General features: G+C 55.3%; 20 protein-coding genes and 1 pseudogene. 11 read left to right on the top strand and 10 right to left on the bottom strand.

Annotated features, from left to right (window positions below; translation table 11 throughout):
* The first annotated feature begins 85 nt into the window (after positions 1 to 85).
* From A6764_RS12350 to A6764_RS12315, 8 genes are all read left to right on the top strand, one after another.
* Complete coding sequence (locus A6764_RS12350; protein WP_029099741.1) at positions 86 to 952, top strand: FAD binding domain-containing protein; 867 nt, start codon at positions 86 to 88, stop codon at positions 950 to 952.
* A gap of 54 nt (positions 953 to 1,006) precedes the next feature.
* A complete protein-coding gene (locus A6764_RS12345) occupies positions 1,007 to 1,519 on the top strand; it encodes a (2Fe-2S)-binding protein (RefSeq protein ID WP_035289752.1) in 513 nt (170 codons plus the stop codon).
* Complete coding sequence (locus tag A6764_RS12340) at positions 1,509 to 3,860, top strand: aerobic carbon-monoxide dehydrogenase large subunit (RefSeq protein WP_065066366.1); 2,352 nt, start codon at positions 1,509 to 1,511, stop codon at positions 3,858 to 3,860. The genes A6764_RS12345 and A6764_RS12340 overlap by 11 nt, the downstream gene beginning before the upstream one ends.
* 96 nt (positions 3,861 to 3,956) lie before the next feature.
* Positions 3,957 to 4,901 carry an XdhC family protein gene (locus tag A6764_RS12335; protein WP_176703214.1) on the top strand — a complete coding sequence of 315 codons (945 nt, stop codon included), beginning with the start codon at positions 3,957 to 3,959 and terminating at the stop codon, positions 4,899 to 4,901.
* A gap of 26 nt (positions 4,902 to 4,927) precedes the next feature.
* Positions 4,928 to 5,413: an SRPBCC family protein gene (locus A6764_RS12330; RefSeq protein ID WP_065066368.1), complete on the top strand. Its 486-nt coding sequence runs from the start codon at positions 4,928 to 4,930 to the stop codon at positions 5,411 to 5,413.
* Entirely contained in the window at positions 5,410 to 6,276 is an 867-nt protein-coding gene (locus A6764_RS12325; protein WP_065066369.1) for an AAA family ATPase, read from the top strand. The genes A6764_RS12330 and A6764_RS12325 overlap by 4 nt, the downstream gene beginning before the upstream one ends.
* Positions 6,264 to 7,397, top strand: coding sequence for a vWA domain-containing protein (locus tag A6764_RS12320; RefSeq protein ID WP_065066370.1), 1,134 nt, complete (start codon positions 6,264 to 6,266; stop codon positions 7,395 to 7,397). Before A6764_RS12325 ends, A6764_RS12320 begins: the two co-directional genes overlap by 13 nt.
* Before the next feature lie 61 nt (positions 7,398 to 7,458).
* A complete protein-coding gene (locus tag A6764_RS12315) occupies positions 7,459 to 8,325 on the top strand; it encodes a cupredoxin domain-containing protein (protein ID WP_065066371.1) in 867 nt (288 codons plus the stop codon).
* A 180-nt stretch (positions 8,326 to 8,505) separates the two neighbouring features.
* Here the strand turns inward: A6764_RS12315 and A6764_RS12310 are convergent, their stop codons facing one another.
* On the bottom strand, positions 8,506 to 9,471 hold the full coding sequence (locus A6764_RS12310) for a carbon-nitrogen hydrolase family protein (RefSeq protein ID WP_065066372.1): 966 nt from the start codon (positions 9,469 to 9,471) through the stop codon (positions 8,506 to 8,508).
* A gap of 468 nt (positions 9,472 to 9,939) precedes the next feature.
* Here A6764_RS12310 and A6764_RS12305 point away from each other — a divergent pair, with 468 nt between their 5' ends.
* Both A6764_RS12305 and A6764_RS12300 read left to right on the top strand, forming a co-directional pair.
* Complete coding sequence (locus A6764_RS12305; RefSeq protein WP_065066373.1) at positions 9,940 to 10,914, top strand: quinone oxidoreductase family protein; 975 nt, start codon at positions 9,940 to 9,942, stop codon at positions 10,912 to 10,914.
* A 162-nt stretch (positions 10,915 to 11,076) separates the two neighbouring features.
* Positions 11,077 to 11,361: pseudogene (locus A6764_RS12300) on the top strand (bacteriocin biosynthesis protein SagD); the annotation flags it as partial.
* A gap of 777 nt (positions 11,362 to 12,138) precedes the next feature.
* Here A6764_RS12300 and deoD read toward each other — a convergent pair.
* The 9 genes from deoD to A6764_RS12255 form a co-directional block, all read right to left on the bottom strand.
* A complete protein-coding gene (gene deoD, locus A6764_RS12295) occupies positions 12,139 to 12,846 on the bottom strand; it encodes a purine-nucleoside phosphorylase (RefSeq protein WP_065066375.1) in 708 nt (235 codons plus the stop codon).
* Between the two features lie 186 nt (positions 12,847 to 13,032).
* Positions 13,033 to 13,794 carry a glycosyltransferase gene (locus A6764_RS12290; protein WP_065066376.1) on the bottom strand — a complete coding sequence of 254 codons (762 nt, stop codon included), beginning with the start codon at positions 13,792 to 13,794 and terminating at the stop codon, positions 13,033 to 13,035.
* Positions 13,795 to 13,846: 52 nt separating this feature from the next.
* Positions 13,847 to 14,725, bottom strand: a complete 879-nt coding sequence (locus A6764_RS12285) for a glycosyltransferase family 2 protein (RefSeq protein WP_065066377.1) — start codon at positions 14,723 to 14,725, stop codon at positions 13,847 to 13,849.
* Between the two features lie 76 nt (positions 14,726 to 14,801).
* Positions 14,802 to 15,872, bottom strand: coding sequence for a pyruvate kinase (gene pyk, locus A6764_RS12280; protein ID WP_255309592.1), 1,071 nt, complete (start codon positions 15,870 to 15,872; stop codon positions 14,802 to 14,804).
* A 103-nt stretch (positions 15,873 to 15,975) separates the two neighbouring features.
* Positions 15,976 to 17,205, bottom strand: coding sequence for a D-alanyl-D-alanine carboxypeptidase family protein (locus A6764_RS12275; RefSeq protein ID WP_029099217.1), 1,230 nt, complete (start codon positions 17,203 to 17,205; stop codon positions 15,976 to 15,978).
* Positions 17,206 to 17,257: 52 nt separating this feature from the next.
* On the bottom strand, positions 17,258 to 18,073 hold the full coding sequence (locus tag A6764_RS12270) for a GTP pyrophosphokinase (protein ID WP_029099216.1): 816 nt from the start codon (positions 18,071 to 18,073) through the stop codon (positions 17,258 to 17,260).
* A 17-nt stretch (positions 18,074 to 18,090) separates the two neighbouring features.
* A complete protein-coding gene (locus A6764_RS12265; RefSeq protein ID WP_065066379.1) occupies positions 18,091 to 18,963 on the bottom strand; it encodes a M23 family metallopeptidase in 873 nt (290 codons plus the stop codon).
* 82 nt (positions 18,964 to 19,045) lie between these two features.
* Entirely contained in the window at positions 19,046 to 19,318 is a 273-nt protein-coding gene (locus A6764_RS12260) for a hypothetical protein (RefSeq protein WP_065066380.1), read from the bottom strand.
* 189 nt (positions 19,319 to 19,507) lie between these two features.
* A complete protein-coding gene (locus A6764_RS12255) occupies positions 19,508 to 19,711 on the bottom strand; it encodes an alpha/beta-type small acid-soluble spore protein (protein WP_029099213.1) in 204 nt (67 codons plus the stop codon).
* A gap of 243 nt (positions 19,712 to 19,954) precedes the next feature.
* Between A6764_RS12255 and A6764_RS12250 the strand changes: the two genes are divergently transcribed.
* The gene (locus A6764_RS12250; protein WP_065066381.1) at positions 19,955 to 20,833 is read left to right on the top strand and encodes a 5'-3' exonuclease; all 879 of its coding nucleotides are present in this window, start codon (positions 19,955 to 19,957) and stop codon (positions 20,831 to 20,833) included.
* The last annotated feature ends 86 nt before the right edge of the window (positions 20,834 to 20,919 follow it).

Here is a 20,919-nt window from a genome sequence, read left to right as displayed (position 1 = left end):
TCAGGTATCGTGGTATACTGGGATTAATTCAAAACAGTCATAATTATTAGAATTCTAAGTCGGTAAAGGGAGGGATTCTTTTTTTATGATTCCAACTGCATTTGATTATTATTCACCGACGACCGTAGACGAAACGATCGCCTTACTGCAAAAACACGGGTACGATGCGAAGATTTTGGCGGGCGGTCAAAGTTTGCTGCCCATGATGAAGCTGCGCGTAGCGATGCCGCCCATTTTGATTGACATCAATCAACTTGACGATTTGCGAGGCTGGCGAGAAGAGAATGGGTACTTGAGAATCGGGGCGCTGACGAGACATGCCGATCTCGAACAGGAACGGAATTTGATGGAGCGCTACCCGCTTTTATCGAAAACGGCAGAATGGATTGCGGACGTACCGGTTCGGAATCGGGGGACCATTTGCGGCTCTCTCGTCCATGCAGATCCGGGTTCGGACTGGGGAGCCGCGATGATTGCCCTGCGTGCGGATGTTGAGGTAATCGGTCCATCCGGTGTGCGGCGTGTTCCGATTGACGAGTTTTTTGTCGACACCTTCACAACATCGCTGGAGATCGATGAGATTGCCTCGGCCGTGTTGATCCCTTCCCCCATAGGCCGCGTAGGAGCACGCTACATGAAATTGGAACGCAAAGCGGGAGATTTTGCGATTGTGGGGGTGGCGCTGCAGGTTGTCAAAGCAAACGACGGAACCATTCTGGATGCCGGTATTGGCTTGTGCGCATGCGGCGATGTTCCTGTTCGGGCCAAAAAGGCTGAAGAATGGCTGATCGGTCGCTCGCTTGACAAGGAAACGATTCAACAGGCTTCGCTCCTGGCCCAGGAAGACGCGAATCCGGCTACGGACCTCCGTGGAAGCGCCGAGTACAAGCGAGACCTGGTACGGGTGTTTGTCAAGCGAGGTCTTGAAGAAATTGCCGATGAACTCCGCTAGCTGTACGTGCTGGATACAGGTTTTCAGTATGAAACTGGGAGGGACGATGATTTTATGCAGATGCGTGTAACGGTAAACGGACGTGTGTATGAATCGGATGTCGAGCCCCGCACGTTGCTGGTCTATTATCTGAGGGAACATCTGAGACTGACGGGGGCGCACGTCGGATGTGACACGACAACGTGCGGCGCGTGCACCGTTTTGTTGAACGGAAAGGCGGTGAAATCCTGTACGGTGTTGGCGGTACAGGCGAACGGCCAAGAAATCCTGACGGTGGAAGGACTCGAACGTGACGGTGAACTGCATCCGCTGCAAAAGGCATTTTGGGAAGAGCATGCCCTCCAATGCGGGTACTGTACACCGGGAATGATCATGACAGCCTGTGAACTGTTGGAACGAAATCCGTTTCCTACGGAGGAGGAAGTTCGCAAAGGAATTTCAGGTAATGTATGCCGGTGCACAGGTTATGTGAACATCGTCAAGGCGATCCAGTCAGCAGGGCGTCAGATGGCGGAGCAAAACAAGGTTCCCAACGACCAATCGGAGGTGGTTCCCAGTGGCAATTAATCAATGTGAACTTCGGCCGATGGGGAAATCGATTCATCGCAAGGAAGATCCCCGGTTTATTCGAGGACAGGGGCGATATGTGGACGATATCGTGCTGCCCGATATGCTGTACATGAGCATCGTCCGCAGCCCCTATGCGCATGCGAAGATTACCGGCATCAATACTGACGCTGCCTATCAGGTTCCCGGAGTGAAATTGATCATCACCGGTGAGGATCTGGAAAAGATGAAGCTGGCGTGGATCCCCACCATGGCCGGAGATGTGCAGATGGTACTGGCAACCGACAAGGTGCTGTACCAATATCAAGAGGTGGCGGCAGTCGTTGCGGAAACCCGCGCTGCGGCAGTGGATGCGGCCCAATTGGTCGAGGTCGAATACGAGGCGCTGCCGGTCGTAGTCGACCCGTTCCGCGCCTTGCAGCCGGATGCTCCTGTACTGCGGGACGACCGCGAGAAGAAGAGCAACCATATTTGGCACTGGGAAGCAGGAGATCGGGAAAAGACAGAAGAGATTTTTCAAAACGCTCCGGTGGTGGTCAGTCAGGACGTGCGTTTTCAACGGGTACACCCGTCCCCGCTGGAACCATGCGGATGTATCGCTGATTACAACAAGGGGACAGGTAGATTGACCTGGTATGTCACCTCACAGGCGCCGCATGCGCATCGAACGGTGTTGGCGATGGTAACCGGTCTGCCGGAACACAAGATTCATGTCATTTCTCCGGACGTTGGCGGAGGGTTCGGGAACAAGGTTCCTGTCTATCCGGGCTATGTGTGTGCCATCGTTGCCTCCCTGAAGCTGGGCCAGCCGGTCAAATGGATTGAAACCCGTACGGAAAACATTGCAAGCACGGGATTCGCCCGTGATTATCATATGAAGGCGGAGATCGCCGCGGACGAAAACGGCAAGGTGTTGGGGCTGCGGGTGAAAACGATTGCGGATCACGGCGCGTTTGACGCTGCGGCGGACCCTACAAAGTTTCCTGCCGGATTGTTCAGCATCGTGACCGGTTCCTATGATTTTCAGCAGGCGTTTGTGGAAGTGGACGGCGTTTATACCAACAAGGCGCCGGGGGGAGTGGCCTATCGTTGCTCGTTCCGCGTCACGGAAGCTGCGTATTTGATCGAACGAACGATGGATGTCTTGGCACGAAGGTTGAACATGGATCCGGCCGAACTGCGATTGCGCAATTTTATCAAGAAAGAACAGTTTCCCTACCAGTCTCCGACAGGATGGACCTATGACAGCGGTGACTATGAGCAAACATTCAAGCTGGCGCTTGAGAAAATCGGTTATCATGAACTGCGCAAGGAACAGGCGGAGAAGCGCGCGCGCGGCGAGTTGATGGGCATCGGGATTTCCACGTTTACGGAAGTGGTGGGTGCCGGTCCTTCCCATTCGTTTGACATCATGGGGATCAAAATGTTTGACAGTGCTGAAATCCGCGTGCATCCGACCGGCAAGGTGATTGCCCGACTGGGCGTACGGCACCAGGGACAAGGGCATGAAACGACGTTTGCGCAAATCATCGGAGAAGAACTGGGATTGAGCGCGGATGACGTGTTGGTGGAAGAGGGGGATACCGATACGGCTCCCTATGGCTTGGGGACATATGCGAGCCGCAGTACCCCGACAGCAGGAGGAGCGGCGGCTCTCTGTGCGCGGCGAATTCGGGAAAAGGCGAAGAAGATCGCAGCGCATCTGCTTGAAGTGGGGGAAGAGGATGTTTCGTGGAATGGAGAGGCGTTCGAAGTAAAGGGGCTCCCGTCCCGCAAGGTTACGATGGGGGAAGTCGCTTTGGCCGCCTATACGAATTTGCCGGAGGGCATGGAGCCTGGTCTCGAAGCCACGTATTATTACGATCCGCCCAACCTGACCTTCCCGCATGGGGCTTATATTGCGGTTGTGGATATTGATACAGGTACGGGCGCGGTGAAAGTACGCCGTTTCCTGGCTGTGGATGACTGCGGAAACGTGATTAATCCGATGATCGTGGAAGGGCAGGTACACGGTGGACTGACGGAAGGGTTTGCCATTGCGTTCATGCAGGACATTCCGTTTGACGAGGATGGAAACTGCCTGGCACCGAACTGGATGGATTACCTCGTTCCGACTTCGCTTGATTCCCCGCATTGGGAAACAGACCGGACGGTTACCCCATCGCCGCATCACCCGATCGGGGCAAAAGGAGTGGGCGAATCACCGAATGTCGGTTCTCCGGCCGCCTTCGTCAACGCTGTTGTGGATGCGCTTTCTCCGTTTGGTGTTGAGCATATCGACATGCCGATTTTCCCTTGGAAAGTGTGGGAGATTTTGCGTAAGAACGGGGTCACCGAATAAAAAGGAAGTCCTGCGCATGAGAGGAGGATGGTCTGACGGGGGACTGCTCCCCGTCAGACACCCGATATGGATAAGATCTGGCAAGAGGCGCTTCGATTGGAAGAAGCCCAGGAACCGTTCGCTGTGGTTACCGTGGTTCGAACCGTAAAACCCTCTTCCGCGATTGTTGGCGCAAAAGCATTGGTTACCCAAGCGGGAGAGATGATCGGTTTTGTTGGCGGTCAATGCATACAATCCCTTGTCATTTCACAAGCATTGACATGCATCGAAAATGGGACCAGCCAGCTTGTGCTGATCACGTCCGATTCGTCGCAGCTTCGTTCAACGGACGGGATAACCGTCTTGCCGATGACCTGCCACTCGGAGGGGACCGTTGAATTGTTTATCGAGCCAAAGCTCCCGGCGCCCGTTTTACTGGTGATCGGTCATTCCCCCATCGCTGATTCCTTGCAAAAAATAGCGGCCCACCTGGATTTTCAGGTAAAATCCGTGGCACTGGACCATGCGTCGTCTGATGGCGCTGACGACCTGTCCCGTTTCACGGAAACCATCCGCGCTCATTTGTCACCGGGAGCGTATGTGGTTGTCGCTTCGATGGGGCTCTATGACACGGAAAGCCTCCGGGCGCTGCAGGGATTTTCCCTTTCGTATGTGGGGTTGGTCACAAGTCCCAGACGACGAGAAGCGGTACTCGCAGATTTGCAGAATCAAGGAGTTTCGGAAGCGTTTTGTTCCTTCCTTTCGGCTCCGGCCGGATTGGATTTGGGAGCGGTCGATCCGGCTGAAATCGCGGTTACGATTTTGGCGGAAATCATCGAATCCCGAAGGAAGAAACAGACCCTTGCGCCTGCGACGCCGCCTGTGACAGAAAACAAGTCCCGGCGGGAGGTGATTGATCCGATCTGCCGCATGGTGGTGGATTTGAACACGACTCTCCATAAAGCGGAATACCAGGGCAAGGAGTATGGCTTTTGTTGCCCGCATTGCCGCCAGGAATTCTTGAAACATCCTGAAACCTATGCATGTACGGTAGAAGTCTAACGTTGATATCGAAGGAGGAATTTAGAATGAAGACTTACAGTGGAGATTTTACCATCCCGGTATCCCGCGACATGGTTTGGAATTTTCTGATGGACCCGCACAAGGTGGGACCGTGCCTGCCTGATTTGTTAAGCATGGACGTATCCGACAACCACCATTTTCGGGCCAAAGTGCGTGTCGGTGTAGGCCCTATTCGCGGCGCTTTTGATTTGGCCAACAGTATTACGGTAGAGGAAGAGGGCAAGTCGGCTTCCATGTCGGTCAAGGGGGGAGGCATGGGAAGCGGGGTTGATATGAACGCAAACATGCGTTTGGAAGATTTGGAAGAGGAGCAGGGTACCCTTTTGAAATGGACCTGCGACGTCGTGGTCAGCGGGCCGATTGCCACGATAGGAGGACGCTTGATTGACGGGCAGGCTCGGAAGATTACCGAACAAGTGTTTGAGAACATACGAAATGCGCTGGTTTCCTTGAAGAGCGAAGTGGCGGTGACAAATGAGGAGGCAGAATGAACGAACATATTCATAGGCTGCAGGAAGAATTGCGCCGAGCCCGTTATGTGGCGGATCAGGCACTCACAACCGTACTGTACCTGGCGGGGCGTCTCGGGCGCCCTGTTCTTATGGAAGGGCCAGCCGGCGTTGGAAAAACGGAATTGGCGAAAGTGATGGCGCAGATTCGCGGTGTTGACTTTATCCGGTTGCAGTGCTACGAAGGATTGGATGCTGCCCATGCCTTGTATGATTGGGATTATCCCAAACAACTGCTCACCGCGCGCACGGTCATCGAAGGACACGAACAGCGAAAAATCTCAACAGATATCTATACCGAAGAGTATCTCATCGAGCGTCCGCTTTTAAAAGCGCTGCGGTCGCAGCCCGCGCCTGTTTTATTGATAGATGAGGTGGATCGCGCTGATGAGGAGTTTGAAGCGCTGCTGCTGGAATTTTTGGCGGAATTTCAGATTACGATTCCGGAAATCGGTTCCTTCCGCGCTCAACAGCCCCCGATGGTGATCCTGACATCCAATCGTACCCGGGATCTGTCGGATGCTCTCCGCAGGCGCTGTTTATACGTTTGGCTGGACTATCCGAGCCTGGAGCGCGAAGTGGAAATCATCAGGCTGCGTGTGCCGGGATTGGCTGAAGAGCTGATCCGTCAAATCACGCGCGCCGTGCGTCAAATGAGGCAGTGGTCTTTGTTGAAACCGCCGGGAATGGCCGAATCAATTGACTGGGCACAGGCCATCGAGAAATTGGATGTACGTGAGCTGGATGAGGAAAGCATCTCCCTTACCCTGGGATGTGTTCTGAAGACACAAGAAGATATGGAGTTTGTGTATCAGAAAGGGTTGGCCCTGTTATGGAAGTCCTAGAGGTGCTGTCCAGACAGATCGGTCTGCTGTCCGGCAGGATTATCGAGCAGGTGCAGAGTTTTGCTCCGTTTCTCAGACAGTACGGATTTCGAGTAGGGACTCCCGAAAGCCTGACGGCAATCGAGGCCTTATCGGCCATTGAGATCGAGTCGATGGAACAAGTGATGGATGCCATGCGCTCCATCTACGTGAAAAATCCGGCAGAATGGGCGATATTTCCGAGTCTGTTCAAGCGTCATTTCGGCGTTGTCCAGCACGAATGGAAACAGACAACCGTGCTGGAAGGCGATACCGAGCTGCAGCAGTCGGGGAGCGGCTCCGCTGAAACCTCGTCGTCCCTGCAGATTGAAGGCGCCATGCTTCGCGCATACAACCCCAATCATGGTCAACGCTACGCGCTTCGCGTACTGAAAGAGGGGCAGTTGCAACAAATCCTGTATTGGACCCGAAAAGCGGTCCTTCAATTTGAAAGCCCGCGCAGTCGGCGCTTGGAAAAGGGACGGCGGTTTCCCATCGATTTTCGGCGAACCATCCGACATGCCATGAAAAATGGGGGAGATCCTCTGGTCATCTATAAACGCAAATATCGAAGGGCTCGCCCGAGAATTGTGATTGTGACAGATATCTCCGGCTCGATGAAACCGCATGCCGATTTTTTCACCACGGTTGCCTGGGCCTTTTTGCACACCAGGGCACGTGTGGAAACGTTTGTGTTTAGTACGGAGATCAAGCGGATTACACCGCTGTTATCACGTCACATTGTTCATGGCATCCCCTTTGAACAATTGATCGAGTTGAAAGGCGGCACACGCATCGGGTTTTGTCTGTCTCGACTGGCGCATCGGTATGGCAGTCTGCTGCGGAAACAGACATGCCTCATCATTGTTTCGGATGGATATGACACGGGACATCCCCACGTGTTAAAACGTGCGATGGACACGCTATCCGGGCTGGTCGGCAAAATCGTATGGGTCAATCCGCTGCTGGGTGAAGAAGGATACGAACCTGTCGCTACCGGAATGAGCACAGCGCTTCCTTATGTCGATCGTTTTGTCGATGTCCATGATCAGGAGTCGTGGATGCAGGCTGTGAAGCTACATCTGTTTGCAAACCAAACGTGAAAGGTGTGTATTGTCCAGATGGCAGGAAACTCCATGTGGCGCTGCTCATGAGTTTGGGGGGATGATGGTGACAGTCGTGAATGTGCTGTGGATCTTGGTGATCACTGCTTCTATCGTCTTTGTGATTTATCAACGGCGGGAGAAATTGACGTGCATCGCCGGAATGATGATCGCGATGACCCTGGGAATGATGGTGAGCCTTACGCTGGGGATTCTCATCGGTGTGTATATGCATCATGACGTGACGAAATCCACCATTTTAGCTGTTGTGGCCGGGATGATCGCCGGTTATTCAGCCGGCAAACCCGTCAGCTTGATGGCGGCCATGGACGGGATGCTGGCGGGGATCATGGGCGGAATGATGGGAGCCATGCTGGGTGTAATGCTCGTCTTTCCCACCGCAATGGTTTGGTTTATCAATATCCTCTTCGCGGCCGTGATGGTTGTTCTGCTGCAGTTGATCAAGGAAGAGACAGGAACAGCCAAAAAGGAAGAGAACGAAGGGAAACGGCCGTTTTTCGGCAGTGTCGGCATGATGGTGGGACTGATCGCCCTCACAGGTGGGCTGTTTGTCGTAAAATCGGATCTCTTCGGCGTGAGCCAAGCGAGTTCGCATGAGGCTGGCAGTCATTCTTCGGCACAGGCCGAGATCATGGGTGATGTTCAAGAAGCTACGATTACCGTGAGCGCTTCCGGATACAGCCCCCAACATCTTGAAGTAAAAGCCGGCATTCCTGCCAGGATTCATTTCCGGACGGAGGAAGATGCCGATTGCTTGCGGCAAGTGTTCTCGGAAGAATTGGGAATAAACAGCATCCTGGAGCCAGGAAAGGACACCTCCATTTTGCTGCAGGAAGTAAAACCCGGAACCTATCGATATACCTGTGGAATGGGATTGTTTGAGGGCACCATTACCGTCAAAGAATAACCACAAAGGGCGTTCATGCAGATCACCGGCACATTCCGCGACAAAAAAGAAAACCCCTGTTTCATCAAGGGTTCAGCGTGTAGACTAGGCACGGAGGGACAAGGTCTACACGCTGGGCGTTTTTTTCTGGAAATCAGCCGTTCCTTTCTCGCTGCTCGAATGCGTTGGTTCATGCGATGGTCAGTGGGAATGACGCACCCATGTGACGCTCTCTTTTTTCTCTTCGTTTACCAGCAGTTGAAAAACATCGGGTCTGGCATAATGACCGACGACGTCAAAATCGAATTGGCTGCTGGCAATGAGCCGCAAATCGAGATCGGCGATCAGGATGTCTTCCCGGCCGTACACAGGTTCCACGAGATATTCGCCCAATGGGCCAACGATTGCGCTGCCTCCCCTGCACATCTCGTACGGGGATGATTCCAGTTCGTGATAGCAGGCCAAATCGGTCGGATACATGTCCTTTGTCACATATTGATTGCACGATAGCACGAAGCACCTTCCTTCCAGGGCGATATGACGAAGGGTGGACTGCCACACATCACGCGCATCGGCTGTCGGGGCGATATAAATCTGGACGCCTTTCGCATACATGGCTGCTCGTGCCAACGGCATGTAATTTTCCCAGCAAATCAAGGCCCCGATCTTTCCGTACGGGGTATCCAAAACCGGCAGCGTGCTGCCATCACCCTCGCCCCAGATAATTCTCTCGGAAGCGGTCGGCTTTAACTTGCGGTGTTTTCCAAGCAGCGTTCCATCCGGTCCGAAAAACAGGACGGAGCAGTACAGGGTACCGCCGCTGCTCTCGCTGTCTCTTTCGATGACACCCATGACGAGATAGACGCCGGCTTTCCGCGCGGCCTCTCCCAGCACTTCCGTTGTTTCACTGGGCACGGGAACCGAGTTTTCCCAATAGCGAAGCCAATCCTGGCGTCCTTCGGGCGATCGGCTTCCCACGGTCGTTCCGAATGTAAGCCCGCGCGGGTAGGCGGGAATAAATGCTTCGGGAAATACGACGAGTTTCGCTCCTTTTTCCGCCGCCTGCAAGGTTAGCGAGACGGCCTTTTGGGTCGTGGCCTCCCGGTCCATGATGACGGAGGCAGCCTGGACGACAGCCACGCGAACGGCATGATGCTGGTTTCCCATTTTCGTTCCCCTTTCCTTTGGATACAGAAAATTCGTGATGTTCCTTTTCTTTATGGTAAATCAAACAAGCCTCTCTGTACTCATCCACTTCAACGGTTTTTTTGCCAGCCATTTGCGGTAGGTAAGCAATCGACCTGTACTATCCGTAATTTCAGTTATATTCTGACAATATAATGGTTTCAGGACCCGTTTATCATACGTGGACGTTGCAAGGGGGCAATTGCATGGCAGGTATGAACCTTGGCTATCTGGCCCGTGATTGCCGCGATAAACGGAGTGGCAGCGGGGCGGGATTTGCCCTGGCACTTGCATGCGATTTGCGCTTCATGTCCGATCGTGCGAGAGTGACTGCCGGGTACATCAGACGAGGGTTACGTCCTGACGCGGGGATGACTACTTTTTGCCCCGGTTGGTCGGGCTCACAAGGGCGGAGGAATCACGTATCTTCATACAGGGGGATGAAAACGGATGAAAGCCATTCAATTTCGTGCGTATGGAAGTCCCGATGTATTGCAAACAGTCGATGTTCCCGTTCCGACAGGGAAACCAGGGACAGTGTTGGTACAAGTCAAAGCGGCAGGAGTAAACTTTGCGGACACAATGCGCCGCCGCAATCAATATTTGGCGAAAACCCCGCTCCCTTACATCCCCGGTTCGGAAGTTGCCGGTGTCATTGCAGAGGTTTCCCCTGAGGTAACCCAATACAAGGTGGGGGACCGCGTCGTCGCCTTGACCGAAAACGGATGCTATGCAGAGTATGTGGCTCTTCCTGAACATCAGATTCATCCCATACCGGATGGAGTGGATTTTGACCAGGCAGCTGCCTTGTTGCTTCAGGGGCTGACCGCCTACCATGTCTTGAAGACGTCAGGGCAGTTGGTTCAAGGGGATTCCGTATTGGTTCACGCGGCAGCAGGAGGAGTCGGGACGCTGGCTGTTCAGTTGGCGAAACTGATGGGAGCGGGGCACGTGATCGCTGCGGCAAGCCGTTCGGACAAATTGGAACTGGCTCGTTCACTGGGAGCCGATGCCGGGGTGAATTATTCGGAGTCGAATTGGAACGATCAGGTGATGGAGCTGACAAGAGGCAGAGGTGTCGATATCGTGTTGGAAATGGTAGGGGGAGAACATTTTGCGAAAAGTGTAACATGCCTGGCAACGTTCGGGCGACTTGTCTATTACGGCAGAGCGGGCGCAGAAACAACCCTGTTTGATCCTTCTGTACTTATGCATCGGAATACGAGCGTAGTGGGATTCTGGCTGCCGCGCATTTTTCAAAATCCGGTCTTGTACAGGGAGAGTGTGAAGCAGCTGCTTGACTACGTGGAGGAGAGGAAATTGCAAGTGATCATTGGAGAAAGAGTGCCGTTAACGGAAGCGAAAAGAGCTCATGAACTGCTGGAAGGGCGTCAGACAACAGGCAAGGTTGTTTTAATTCCGTAATGAAGACACGGGGCATGAATAGAAGATATCAGTGTTCCCCGAACAAGGAAGTCCATCGGATGAGACCGCCTGCTCGGCGGTTTTTTTGTTGTGTTCTCTGAGCGGGTGGGTTAAGCAGCTATTACCCAAAATGACATAGGCATCTTGCTAGAAAGACATTTATTACGGTTGATGATCGAACGTCTGCGCGCGGTGACGGGTTATGCTGTGTATGTGTTTAACTCGACGATGGAGTACGGGATTCCAAGCGTTTGGACGCTGGCGAAAAACAGGAAGCAAAAGGGAGTGAATCTCATCTGATTGACGAGAAATTTGAGGCGAATCGGGAGAAATACGTGCAAATGCTCCACGATCCGTCCCTGGCGCAGAAGATGGAGGACCATTTACAGTTTGCCGGAAGCGGAAGGACGCCTGCAGTTTTTGCTGGATGAAAATGGTCCGTACCGACAAGGGCGTACCGCCGGACTTGGAGGAGGATTGGGAAGACGCACCAATGGATACGCATGGAAGCAATGTAACATGACCTTTGGTATCAGATGGTAGTAGTCCAAACTCACAAATCGAACGAATTAGGGATGAATAAAAATTTCAGTTCATAAAACAGCCATTTCATGAACTGAAATAAAAAACAATAGTAACCTCGTCAGCCCATCCTCCACCGAGAAAATAATGCCTCCTGCAACCTTATTATCTTATATATTTATAATATTTATATATCTGGTACATTCATCTGTATGAGAGATGGTGAAATGTCCAAAGATGAATATAAAGATGGATCGAATATGATTATTGACCGGCTGCCGGCGTTTTTTCTTATTGGACCACCGGCAATCAGGCAAGAATTTTTGTGTCGCTAGTCGTGATGGTTAGGAATCTGGCGACGCCAGACATTAGTCTAAAGACTTTAATTTTCCTTTAACAAGGCTGGTTATAACATGCATGTTCCACCTGATTGTCAGTATGTTCGCTTCGCAAAACGAATGTAAAATTTGTCTTGTCGCGGAATGCCAGTATGTTTGTGCCGCTAGACAAGATCCCATTGAACCACCAGCCTGTAACGAAATTCGAATTGTTTTATAAGTTTACATAATATATATTATCGGACTCAAAGAAAACCGATCCTCAACCCCCGGTATTCGGTGCACGATGATGATGTTTTCCCAAAAAATCATCCGCAGACAAATATGCCTGCGGATGTAGGTTTTTTTCGATTGTTACCGCATGTTACCGCAGCAGCGCCGCATCCAGAGCCACTTCGATCATCGCGTTGAACGTAGTCTGCCGTTCTTCGGCGGAGGTCGCTTCGCCGGTGAGGATGTGGTCGCTGACGGTCAGGATGGACAGGGCATTGCGGTTGAATTTGGCGGCCAGCGTGTAGAGGGCGGCCGTCTCCATTTCCACCGCCAGCACCTGATAGCTGGCCAGTTTTTTGTACAGGTCCAGGCTTTCCTGATAGAACGTGTCGCTGGTGAACACATTGCCTACTTTCACGGGCAGATTGCGGTAAACGGCGGCCTGGTACGCCTTGTGCAGCAGGTCAAAATTGGCCGTCGGCGCAAAATCGATCTGCTGGAAGCGCAGCCGGTTCGCCTGCGAATCGGTGGACGCCGCCATGGCGATAATCACGTCGCGCACCTTGATGTCTTCCTGGATGGCGCCGCAGGTCCCGACGCGGATCAGGTTTTGCACGCCGTACTCCTCCATCAGCTCGTGGATGTAGATGGAGATGGACGGCACGCCCATGCCGGTCCCCTGTACGGACACCCGCTTTCCTTTATATGTACCGGTAAAGCCCAGCATGCCGCGGACGTTGTTGTAGCACACGGCATCTTCGAGGAACGTTTCCGCGATGTATTTGGCCCGCAGCGGGTCGCCTGGCAACAGGATGGTTTCCGCAATCTCGTTCACCTTTGCTCCGATATGAATGCTCATGAAACATCTGCCCCTTTTCTTCTCCATAATGTCCTACGAAGTAATCGTACTACAAACGAACCGAATCGCAAAGCTTGTCCGACCACTCTACCCCATCCAGGCCTGACGACGGCCGTTTCGCGCTCAAAACACCGCTGCCACCCTGGTGAGATGACAACGGTGTTTTCGGCACACGAACCGTTTTCCTTACGGCCCGAACGGAAGTATGACATGCCGGTCGCTGACGAACCGCGCCTTCTCCACGTGCAAAAACACGTCCCGCCGCCGGAACTGGTCGGCAAAGTACATCCGGTCTGACTTCTTCACGCGTTGCACGTACTGGATCGCTTCGAGGTGATCGCCCAGGATCAGTTCCTGAATGCGGGGGGAAGGTTTCCGGCGAAACACGTTGACGCTCTCCGCCTGAACGACGACCAGACCGTTGGTGATGGCCATCGCCAGCGCTTTCGGCGGAACCATCAGGCTCTCGTAGCCAAGCGCCGCAGCGGCGCTCTGTTTCATCGCATGCGGTACGGTGCTCAGGGACGAGCAGTGCAGATCGGGGCGGGACAGCATCTGGTTGAGATAGGATGTCGCCATCGCGACCGCGTCCAGCCTGGCTGACTGGCGGAAGAACGGATTGGCGTTGTTCAGCGCGATGTCCGCCCCCCGATAGCAGGCGTTTGCAAACGACTGCAGCGTCTCTGCAGGCACGACGATGTCGCCGTCTGCAAACAGCAGGACCTCTCCGCTGGCTTCCCCTGCGCCGACGGCCCTCCCGACGTCGTGTCCCAACACAAACGGATAGACCACACAGGTGACCGGATGGCTGCGGACCACCTCCAGCGTATGGTCGTGGCAGCCGTTGACGATCACGATGATTTCCTTGGGCCGCAGGCGTTCCACCTGCCGCAGCACCGCTCCGATTTTCTTTTCCTCGTTGCTGACCGGGATGATCACCGACAGCATCCGGCTGTTCCTCGCCAACTGTTGGGGCGTTAGCCGCTGCCCGGCACATGGTCTAGCGCGGACGACGCGTTTTGGGCCCGGTTTTGTGCCGAGTCTTTTGCTTGGCTTTTCCACCATCACGCCAACTCCCCCCTGTCGCCCGAATCGTTTCCTGCCTGTACACGGTCCGCAGGTGCTGTTGCGGAGGAAACAGCAGCAGATCCCGGTTTCGTTCCTGATCGAAAAAGCCTGCCCGCTCCCCCTTTTCTCTCAGATAGGCGGCGATGGCTTCCGCGTGATCGCCCAACACGAGATCAACGACTCTATCTTTTCGCCCGATGCGCGGATCGTTCAGCCGCGCAGTGTTGATCGGGCAGACTCTCGTGATGGTCAGTCCCTGCAGCACGGCCTTGACCTGTGCCTTGGGCGGGACGGCCAGTTCCTCGAAGCCGATCCGCTCGGCCGCCAGCCGGCTCATGGCGTGCGGGACGGTGGTCAGGGAGCTGCCGACCAGATCGGGCCGCCCCACGATGTGATTCAACAGCCGTTTGGCGAGAGACGTGGGGTTGATGCTCCGCTTGGATTGATAGCCGGAATAGGCGTTGAGCACCACATCCCATCCCTTTTTCACTTCGTCCACGTACCGGCGAAGTTTGAAGGCCGGCACCAGAAAATCCGCGTCGATGAACAACATCACGTCCCCTCTGGCAAAAAAGGCTCCAACGGCACGACCGACGTCGTGACCGAGAGAGGGAGCCGCTTCGATCACCCTGGCTCCGTTTTCCAGCGCCAGTTTGGTTGTGTGATCCGTCACACCGTTGCAGACGACAATGACTTCCGTCAAGGGGGACACCCGCCGTGCCTCTTGGATGACGCGGCCGATTCGCCTGGCTTCGTTTCGGGCCGGGATAATCACGGACACTTCAGGTGCAGGGCATGTCGCGCTGTCCATCGCGTTTCCCCCTTTGCAGGAAAATAGAATCTCTTCCTACGATACGCCGGGGAAACGCTGATGGACACGGCTGTTGTCACAGCCCCGTTTGTCCCTGCGCGGAAAGAAGGTGCAGGATGTCGTCCCAGTCAAACGGTTGATCGGACGCCACCCTTTCGGCAAAGGCGGCCACTGTTGCCAGCGTGTCCGTACTTTCCGCCGGATAGGCGCCGCTTGCGCTCTCCGCGGAAAGCATCACGGCGTTGGTGCCGTCCAGCACGGCTTGAAAAATGTCGGTGACCTCCGCTCGGGTGGGCACGGGATGCTCCGTCATCGACTGCAGCATGTGGGTAGCCGTGATGCAGTAAATACCCTTGCGCCGGCATTCCCGGATGATCGCTTTTTGCAGCAGCGGCACCCACTCGAACGGAACCTCCACGCCCAGGTCGCCGCGGGCGATCATCACCCCGTCTGCCGCGTCCGCGATGGCGTTGAAGTGACGCAGGGCGTCTATTGTTTCCAGCTTGGCCACAAACGACGGCGCGTGTCCGCGCGCCACTCCCGCAAAGGCGCGAATCTCGTCCATCTGCCTTCCGTCGCGTATGAACGAACAGGCGACGTAATCCACTTTTTCCATCAGCAAAAAGCGCAGGTCGTCCTTGTCCTTCCCGGTCAGCGGCGGCAGGCGGAGAGGGGTCCCCGGCACGTTGATGCCCTTGTGGCTGGAGATGGGACCGCCGACGATCACCCGGGTCAGCAGCGAATCTTTGGTCACCTGCTGCACGAGCAGCTTGACCTCCCCGTCGTTGATGTGAATCCGCGCCCCCGGCTTGACGTCGTCGACCAGACCGGGGTAATCGACGCTGGCCTCGTGCTGGCTGCCGACCGTCGGCTGCATGTGCAGGATGAAGGGTTCACCCGCGTTCAGCACGACCTCGCCGTTTACTTCTCCCAGCCTGATCTTCGGTCCCTGCAGGTCGCCCAACAGCCTGATTTTCCGCCCGAGCTCGCTTCCCGCCTGACGGATGTTGCGGATCGCGGCTTGGTGAGAACGGTGATCTCCGTGAGACATGTTCAACCGGGCGATCGTCATGCCGCTGGCCGCCAGCCGCTTCAGCATCTCCACATCCCGGCTGGCCGGTCCGATCGTGCAAATGATGTCAATCATGACGAGTTCCCTCTTTTCTTCCCAACATACCATCACGCTCAGTGTTTGTCGGGAAGCGGCATTCCATACAAAAAAGAGGACGCCCCGGTCGGGACGTCCATCATCAGGACCAATGCGCGCGGCGCGGCAGATGCCGGAGTCTCTCCCGGCGGCGCCGGCGGGATCGCGCGACGGTCAGGCCGAACAAAAACAGGTTTAACAGCAGCCAGGCAAAGAAAATCGCGTATCGCGGCGCTGCGGAAGCCGCTGCCGTCTCCTTTTTTGCGGGAGCAGCAAGGGCGGCGGCGCGGGGGGGTTCTTTTCGCAGTAACGGCAGTGTCTGGGTCAGCTCCCCCGCCCTGACCAGAAGCTGGCCGTCGGCAGTCAGCTCCGTTTGCGGCTCCGTCCCTTTGGGGACTGTGGCGTACAGATCGGTTTCCGCCTGGTAGGTGACCGCCGGTGTACCGCCGTTGGCCGCAACAGCCTGTCCAAATGTCTGGCCGGCAGAAGCCACCTGCCTGGTCTCAAAGTGGGCAAACCCGTAGTCCAGCATGGCGGTCACGTCCTTGTACGCATACGCGCTGGACCCCGCTTTCATCGTCACGGCGATCAGTTCCGTTTCTCCGCGCTTGGCCGAACCCACCAGCGTGTGCATGGCCTGGTCGGTAAAACCGTTCTTGATCCCGGTCGCTCCTTCGTAATTGCGGAGCAGTTTGTTGTGATTGATCAGCACCGTCTTCCACTCGCGGCCGTCCCACGGCAGGCGGACGGTGGCCACGATCTCGCGGAAGGTCGGGTTTTTCATCGCATATTGGGCGATTTTGGCCATGTCGGCTGCGGTCGTGTAGTGATTGGGATCGTGCAGGCCGTGGGCGTTCGTGAAATGGGTCTCGGTGACACCCACCTTTTCCTGTAGGTATGTGTTCAATTGGTCGGCGAAATGCTGAACGCTGCCGCCCAAATGCTCCGCGATGGCGGTCGCCGCGTCGTTGCCGGAATTCATCAGCAATCCGTACTCCAGCTTGCGCAGGGTCACCTGCTCCCCTTCCCCCAGGTACACGCGGGTGCCTTCTTCGTTGCGCGCGTTTTTGGAGACGGTTACAAGATCGTCCGGATTGCCGTTCTCAATCGCGTAGATACCGGTGGCGATTTTGGTGATGCTCGCCGGATACAGGCGAAGATGTGGATTTTTTTCAAACAGTACCTGACCCGTTGCTGCGTCGATCAGGATGGCAGACTCCCCGTAAATGCCGCTGGGTGTCAGATTGTCCTCCCCCCGGGCGGATGCGGGCCGAACGCCGAGATTGCACAGGACGCAGGCCGCAACGAGCAGGTACGTAAGCAGTAGACGCATGGTTGTCGGTTCCTTTCTTGGTACTTGCGGGCATCAGCACGCCCTTGCTCGGCTAGCCCAAACGCTTGCCCAGCAGATCATGGATCATTTTAAATTTCGGATTGTCCTGAAACGCCTGTTCAAATCCGCTCACATGTTCGCGGTACAACGCCGCCGCCGATTCGTAATCCTGTTTTACGTACAGCGAGAAGATTTCTTCCAGTTTCTCCTCCAGCGACGTGTCCACTTCAGGCGGTGTCAAAATCTCCTGGCGCAGGCTGTTCATCAAGACGTCCAACTGGTGTGTGATCACGGACGCCTCGTGGAGCTGCTGCAGCACGTTTTCCGGGATGTTCCCGGCGTATTTGTAACGCAGCTCGTGTTCGTTCGTCGCCCAAAAGTTCATGCCTAACGTACGAATCTGAATTTCGCAGAACAGGGTGATTTTCTCGCTCCCGTGGTACACCGTGTAGGAAACGATCATGTGGATGCTGCGGTATCCGGATTCCTTGGGCGTCGCGATGTAGTCCTTGATGTCGTGGACTTCGATGTCTTCCCTCTCCTGCAAAAGCTGCTGGACTTCACGCACGTCGTCGATGTACCGGCAGACGACGCGCAGTCCGGCGATATCGGTGATCTCCCTGGCCACTCTCTCCTGCCAGGTGTCCTGATGAAAATCGATGCCTCTTTCCTGGGCTTTCTTGATCAGGCTGTCCACCTTTTTCACCCGCCCGACGACGAACTCGATGGGTGAATAGCGGCCGCTTTTCAAAAAGCCGTACTTGATGCCTTTCAATTTCAGCTTGAGTTCATCGACAGCCTGTTCGTACGGCGCCAGAAAATGAACGAGGTTGTTCAGCACTTTGTTGGGGACGTGCGCTGTGTTCATGCAAATTCACCTCCATGTCACTCCCAGAGGAAAGGCGATGCCTCCAAAAACGGCTGCGGGTTGACATACGTGTTGCCGATCAGCATGCCGTAGTGCAGATGGGGACCGGTGGAAAAACCGGTGCTCCCCATGCGGCCGATGATCTGGCCGCGTTTGACCATGTCCCCTGTTTTCACGTCCAGCCTGGACAGGTGGGCGTAGATCGAAAACACGTTGAGGCCGTGGTCGATGATAATCGTGTTTCCTGTCAAATAGAGGGATTCGGCCAGCACCACCTTGCCGTTGTTGCTGGCCGCGATGGGCGTTCCCGTTTTGTTGGCGATGTCAATGGCGGCATGGCGGTTCGCCGCTTTCCCGTTGACGACGCGCTGATAGCCGAACGGCGTCGTCAAACGGCCTTGGGCAGGCATGAGAAACGTATCGGTAAAATACGGCGTCTGGGCGGAGCGGGAGCGGGCCGCGTTTATCTTTTTCTGGTCGGCGTCGATCCGTTCCGTGTTTTGCCGCATCTGGTTCAGCTGTTTGCTGACGGTAAGCTTGTCGACGGCAAAGGTCTTGGGTGCGATCGTCAGGCTGGCGAGACGCTGCTTGTCCGCCGACAGCACCGCGTACGTGCCCGGCTTCGCGTCAAAGGGAATGGGAATAAACCGGACATACGCTCCATGGGAAGGAATCAGCCGGTAGGTTTTTCCCAACACCGTGACTGATTGCACACGGCTGCTCCGGATCAGCACGGCGTCGCCCGGGTGTGTCTTCGCGGGCGCTACGGACAGGTAGGGATGTTGAACCGCAGCTTGAACGGCGGTCGCCGCTTCCTTGCCGAAGGAGCTTGTCCCCGCGGCAGCAACCAGAGCGGCAACGACCAGTAGATTGGCGAGCGCTTGAATCATCACGCATTCCCTCCCATTTTCCAGTATACCAAAAGACTACGGGAAAGGAAAAAGAAAAAAGAAGGCTAGCCAACCAGCCTTCCTAGGGTTCCTGCTCCACCTGTTTTTTGTTGTAATCGGCCATCATCTCCATGATGGACGTCATGTTCGTCAGCATCTCGCTGGCCCGTTTTGTCTTCTGCGAGATGGTGCCAAAGTCAATCTTCCCTTTTTTTCGGTCGTTCCAGCGCCTGAACAGCTCACCTGCCGTCTCCGGATTGGCGCGGATACTGGAGATGCGGGAATCGTCCTGCATCAGCCACGCCTCGAAATCGGGATTTTCCCGCAGCAGGCGCTTTACTTCTTTCTTTTTCATCCCCGGACGTCACTCCTTTTTCGTCAGCCATGGTTTATTTGCCTGTTCCCTACACCATATGACTAGTCCCCGAATGTGATTGTGTGTTTACACCGGGAGGCAAAGAAAGGGCGTGTGCACCAAACGCACAAAAAGAAAAGGCCCCTGTCCGGGGCCTTTTTCATCCAGTTATTTCCTTTTGACCGGGTGTTAGCCGCGGCCGGCCAGTTGTTGTTCAGCAAAGCTTACCAGACGCTTGGTGATTTCTCCACCTACGGAACCGTTTTGACGGGAGGTGGTGTCAGCGCCCAGGTTTACGCCGAATTCAGCAGCGATCTCGTACTTCAGTTGGTCAAGCGCCGCGTTTGCTTGAGGAACTACCAGGTTGTTGGATCCACCAGTGTTGTTTGCCACGTGTGATTCCTCCTTTAAGCGTGTTTTCTCCCGGGACGGGGTTGAACCGTCAGCGAAGCCGCTTCTCTCCGATGAGACCGAGAGGCGTTGGGAAGAAAGCGTCTCCGGCTCTCTCGTGTTACTATCATCCCTCCGCCGAACGCATCCATGCAGTGTCCGGCGATGTAAAATCTGTCAAGGTCGGCCGGCCGCTTTGTGCTATAATGAGTCGTGACAGTTGGACACGAGAGGAGTCGCGTTTTTGTGAATCAACCCTGCAAAGTACTGCTCATTGACGGCATGAGTTTTTTGTTTCGCGCCTTTTACGCCTCCGCCTGGGCGGGCGGGTATCGGCAGACCTCGCAAGGCGTTTATACAAACGCTGTCTACGGGTTTACGAAAATGATGCTGGACTACGCCGACCTGGTGCGCCCCACCCATGTCGCCATCGGCTGGGATGTGGCTGCGCGGGAAACCCTGATCCGCAGCCAGTGGTACGACGGGTACAAGTCCAACCGGGTGGCGCCGCCTGAGGAGCTGGTTCCCCAGTTTGAGCTGGTCAAGGAGGTGACCGACGCATTTTCCGTCCCGAATCTGGGCTGCCCGGGCTATGAAGGAGACGACATTCTCGGCACGGTCAGCGCGCGTCTCGCGGCCGAGGGACATCAGGTGGTCATCGCGACCGGCGATTACGACAGCCTGCAGCTTTTGTCCGATCAGGTCAGCGTGAAAATCCTGAAAAACGGCGGCAAGCACGAACACTACACGCCCGCCAGCCTGCTGGCCGTCCGCGGGATCAGACCGGAACAGGTCGTCGACGTGAAGGCGCTGATGGGCGACGCCTCCGACTGCATTCCCGGTTGTCCGGGGATCGGCGAAAAGACGGCGGTCAGGCTGATTGCCGCCCACGGCTCCCTGGACGGACTGTACGCCAGTCTGGACGCATGCACGCCCAAGCTGCGCGCCAAACTGGAAGAACACCGCGAGCAGGTCTATCTGAGCAAAAAACTGGCGACGATTTTCCGCGACGCGCCGATCGACTTTTCGCTGGAAGCAGCGCGATGGGAATACGATCGGGAGCGGGTTCGGGATAAGTTTGCCGAACTGGAGTTTGGACGCACGCTGGTCAGCAGGGTAAGCTGAGACGCGGCAGAGCCGGTCTGCCAGGACGGTGGAGCGGCCGGACAAAGCGAGAAACCTCCCTGCGCGATCGCAGCCTCAATACGAAC

The sequence above is a fragment of the Brevibacillus sp. WF146 genome, assembly GCF_001673705.2.
Taxonomy (GTDB): domain Bacteria; phylum Bacillota; class Bacilli; order Brevibacillales; family Brevibacillaceae; genus Brevibacillus; species Brevibacillus thermoruber.
The sequence above is the reverse complement of the archived record's forward strand: the minus strand, read 5'-3'. Positions and strand labels throughout refer to the sequence as shown.

Coding starts and splice junctions, on each gene's coding strand:
- A6764_RS12265 (WP_065066379.1), bottom strand. CDS start 18,963: ATGATTCAAGCGCTCGCCAATCTACTGGTCGTTGCCGCTCTGGTTGCT.
- A6764_RS12330 (WP_065066368.1), top strand. CDS start 4,928: ATGAAGACTTACAGTGGAGATTTTACCATCCCGGTATCCCGCGACATG.
- A6764_RS12350 (WP_029099741.1), top strand. CDS start 86: ATGATTCCAACTGCATTTGATTATTATTCACCGACGACCGTAGACGAA.
- A6764_RS12285 (WP_065066377.1), bottom strand. CDS start 14,725: ATGGACAGCGCGACATGCCCTGCACCTGAAGTGTCCGTGATTATCCCG.
- A6764_RS12270 (WP_029099216.1), bottom strand. CDS start 18,073: ATGAACACAGCGCACGTCCCCAACAAAGTGCTGAACAACCTCGTTCAT.
- A6764_RS12315 (WP_065066371.1), top strand. CDS start 7,459: ATGATGGTGACAGTCGTGAATGTGCTGTGGATCTTGGTGATCACTGCT.
- A6764_RS12275 (WP_029099217.1), bottom strand. CDS start 17,205: ATGCGTCTACTGCTTACGTACCTGCTCGTTGCGGCCTGCGTCCTGTGC.
- A6764_RS12260 (WP_065066380.1), bottom strand. CDS start 19,318: ATGAAAAAGAAAGAAGTAAAGCGCCTGCTGCGGGAAAATCCCGATTTC.
- A6764_RS12290 (WP_065066376.1), bottom strand. CDS start 13,794: ATGCTGTCGGTGATCATCCCGGTCAGCAACGAGGAAAAGAAAATCGGA.
- A6764_RS12305 (WP_065066373.1), top strand. CDS start 9,940: ATGAAAGCCATTCAATTTCGTGCGTATGGAAGTCCCGATGTATTGCAA.
- A6764_RS12310 (WP_065066372.1), bottom strand. CDS start 9,471: ATGGGAAACCAGCATCATGCCGTTCGCGTGGCTGTCGTCCAGGCTGCC.
- A6764_RS12345 (WP_035289752.1), top strand. CDS start 1,007: ATGCAGATGCGTGTAACGGTAAACGGACGTGTGTATGAATCGGATGTC.
- pyk (WP_255309592.1), bottom strand. CDS start 15,872: ATGATTGACATCATTTGCACGATCGGACCGGCCAGCCGGGATGTGGAG.
- deoD (WP_065066375.1), bottom strand. CDS start 12,846: ATGAGCATTCATATCGGAGCAAAGGTGAACGAGATTGCGGAAACCATC.
- A6764_RS12325 (WP_065066369.1), top strand. CDS start 5,410: ATGAACGAACATATTCATAGGCTGCAGGAAGAATTGCGCCGAGCCCGT.
- A6764_RS12320 (WP_065066370.1), top strand. CDS start 6,264: ATGGAAGTCCTAGAGGTGCTGTCCAGACAGATCGGTCTGCTGTCCGGC.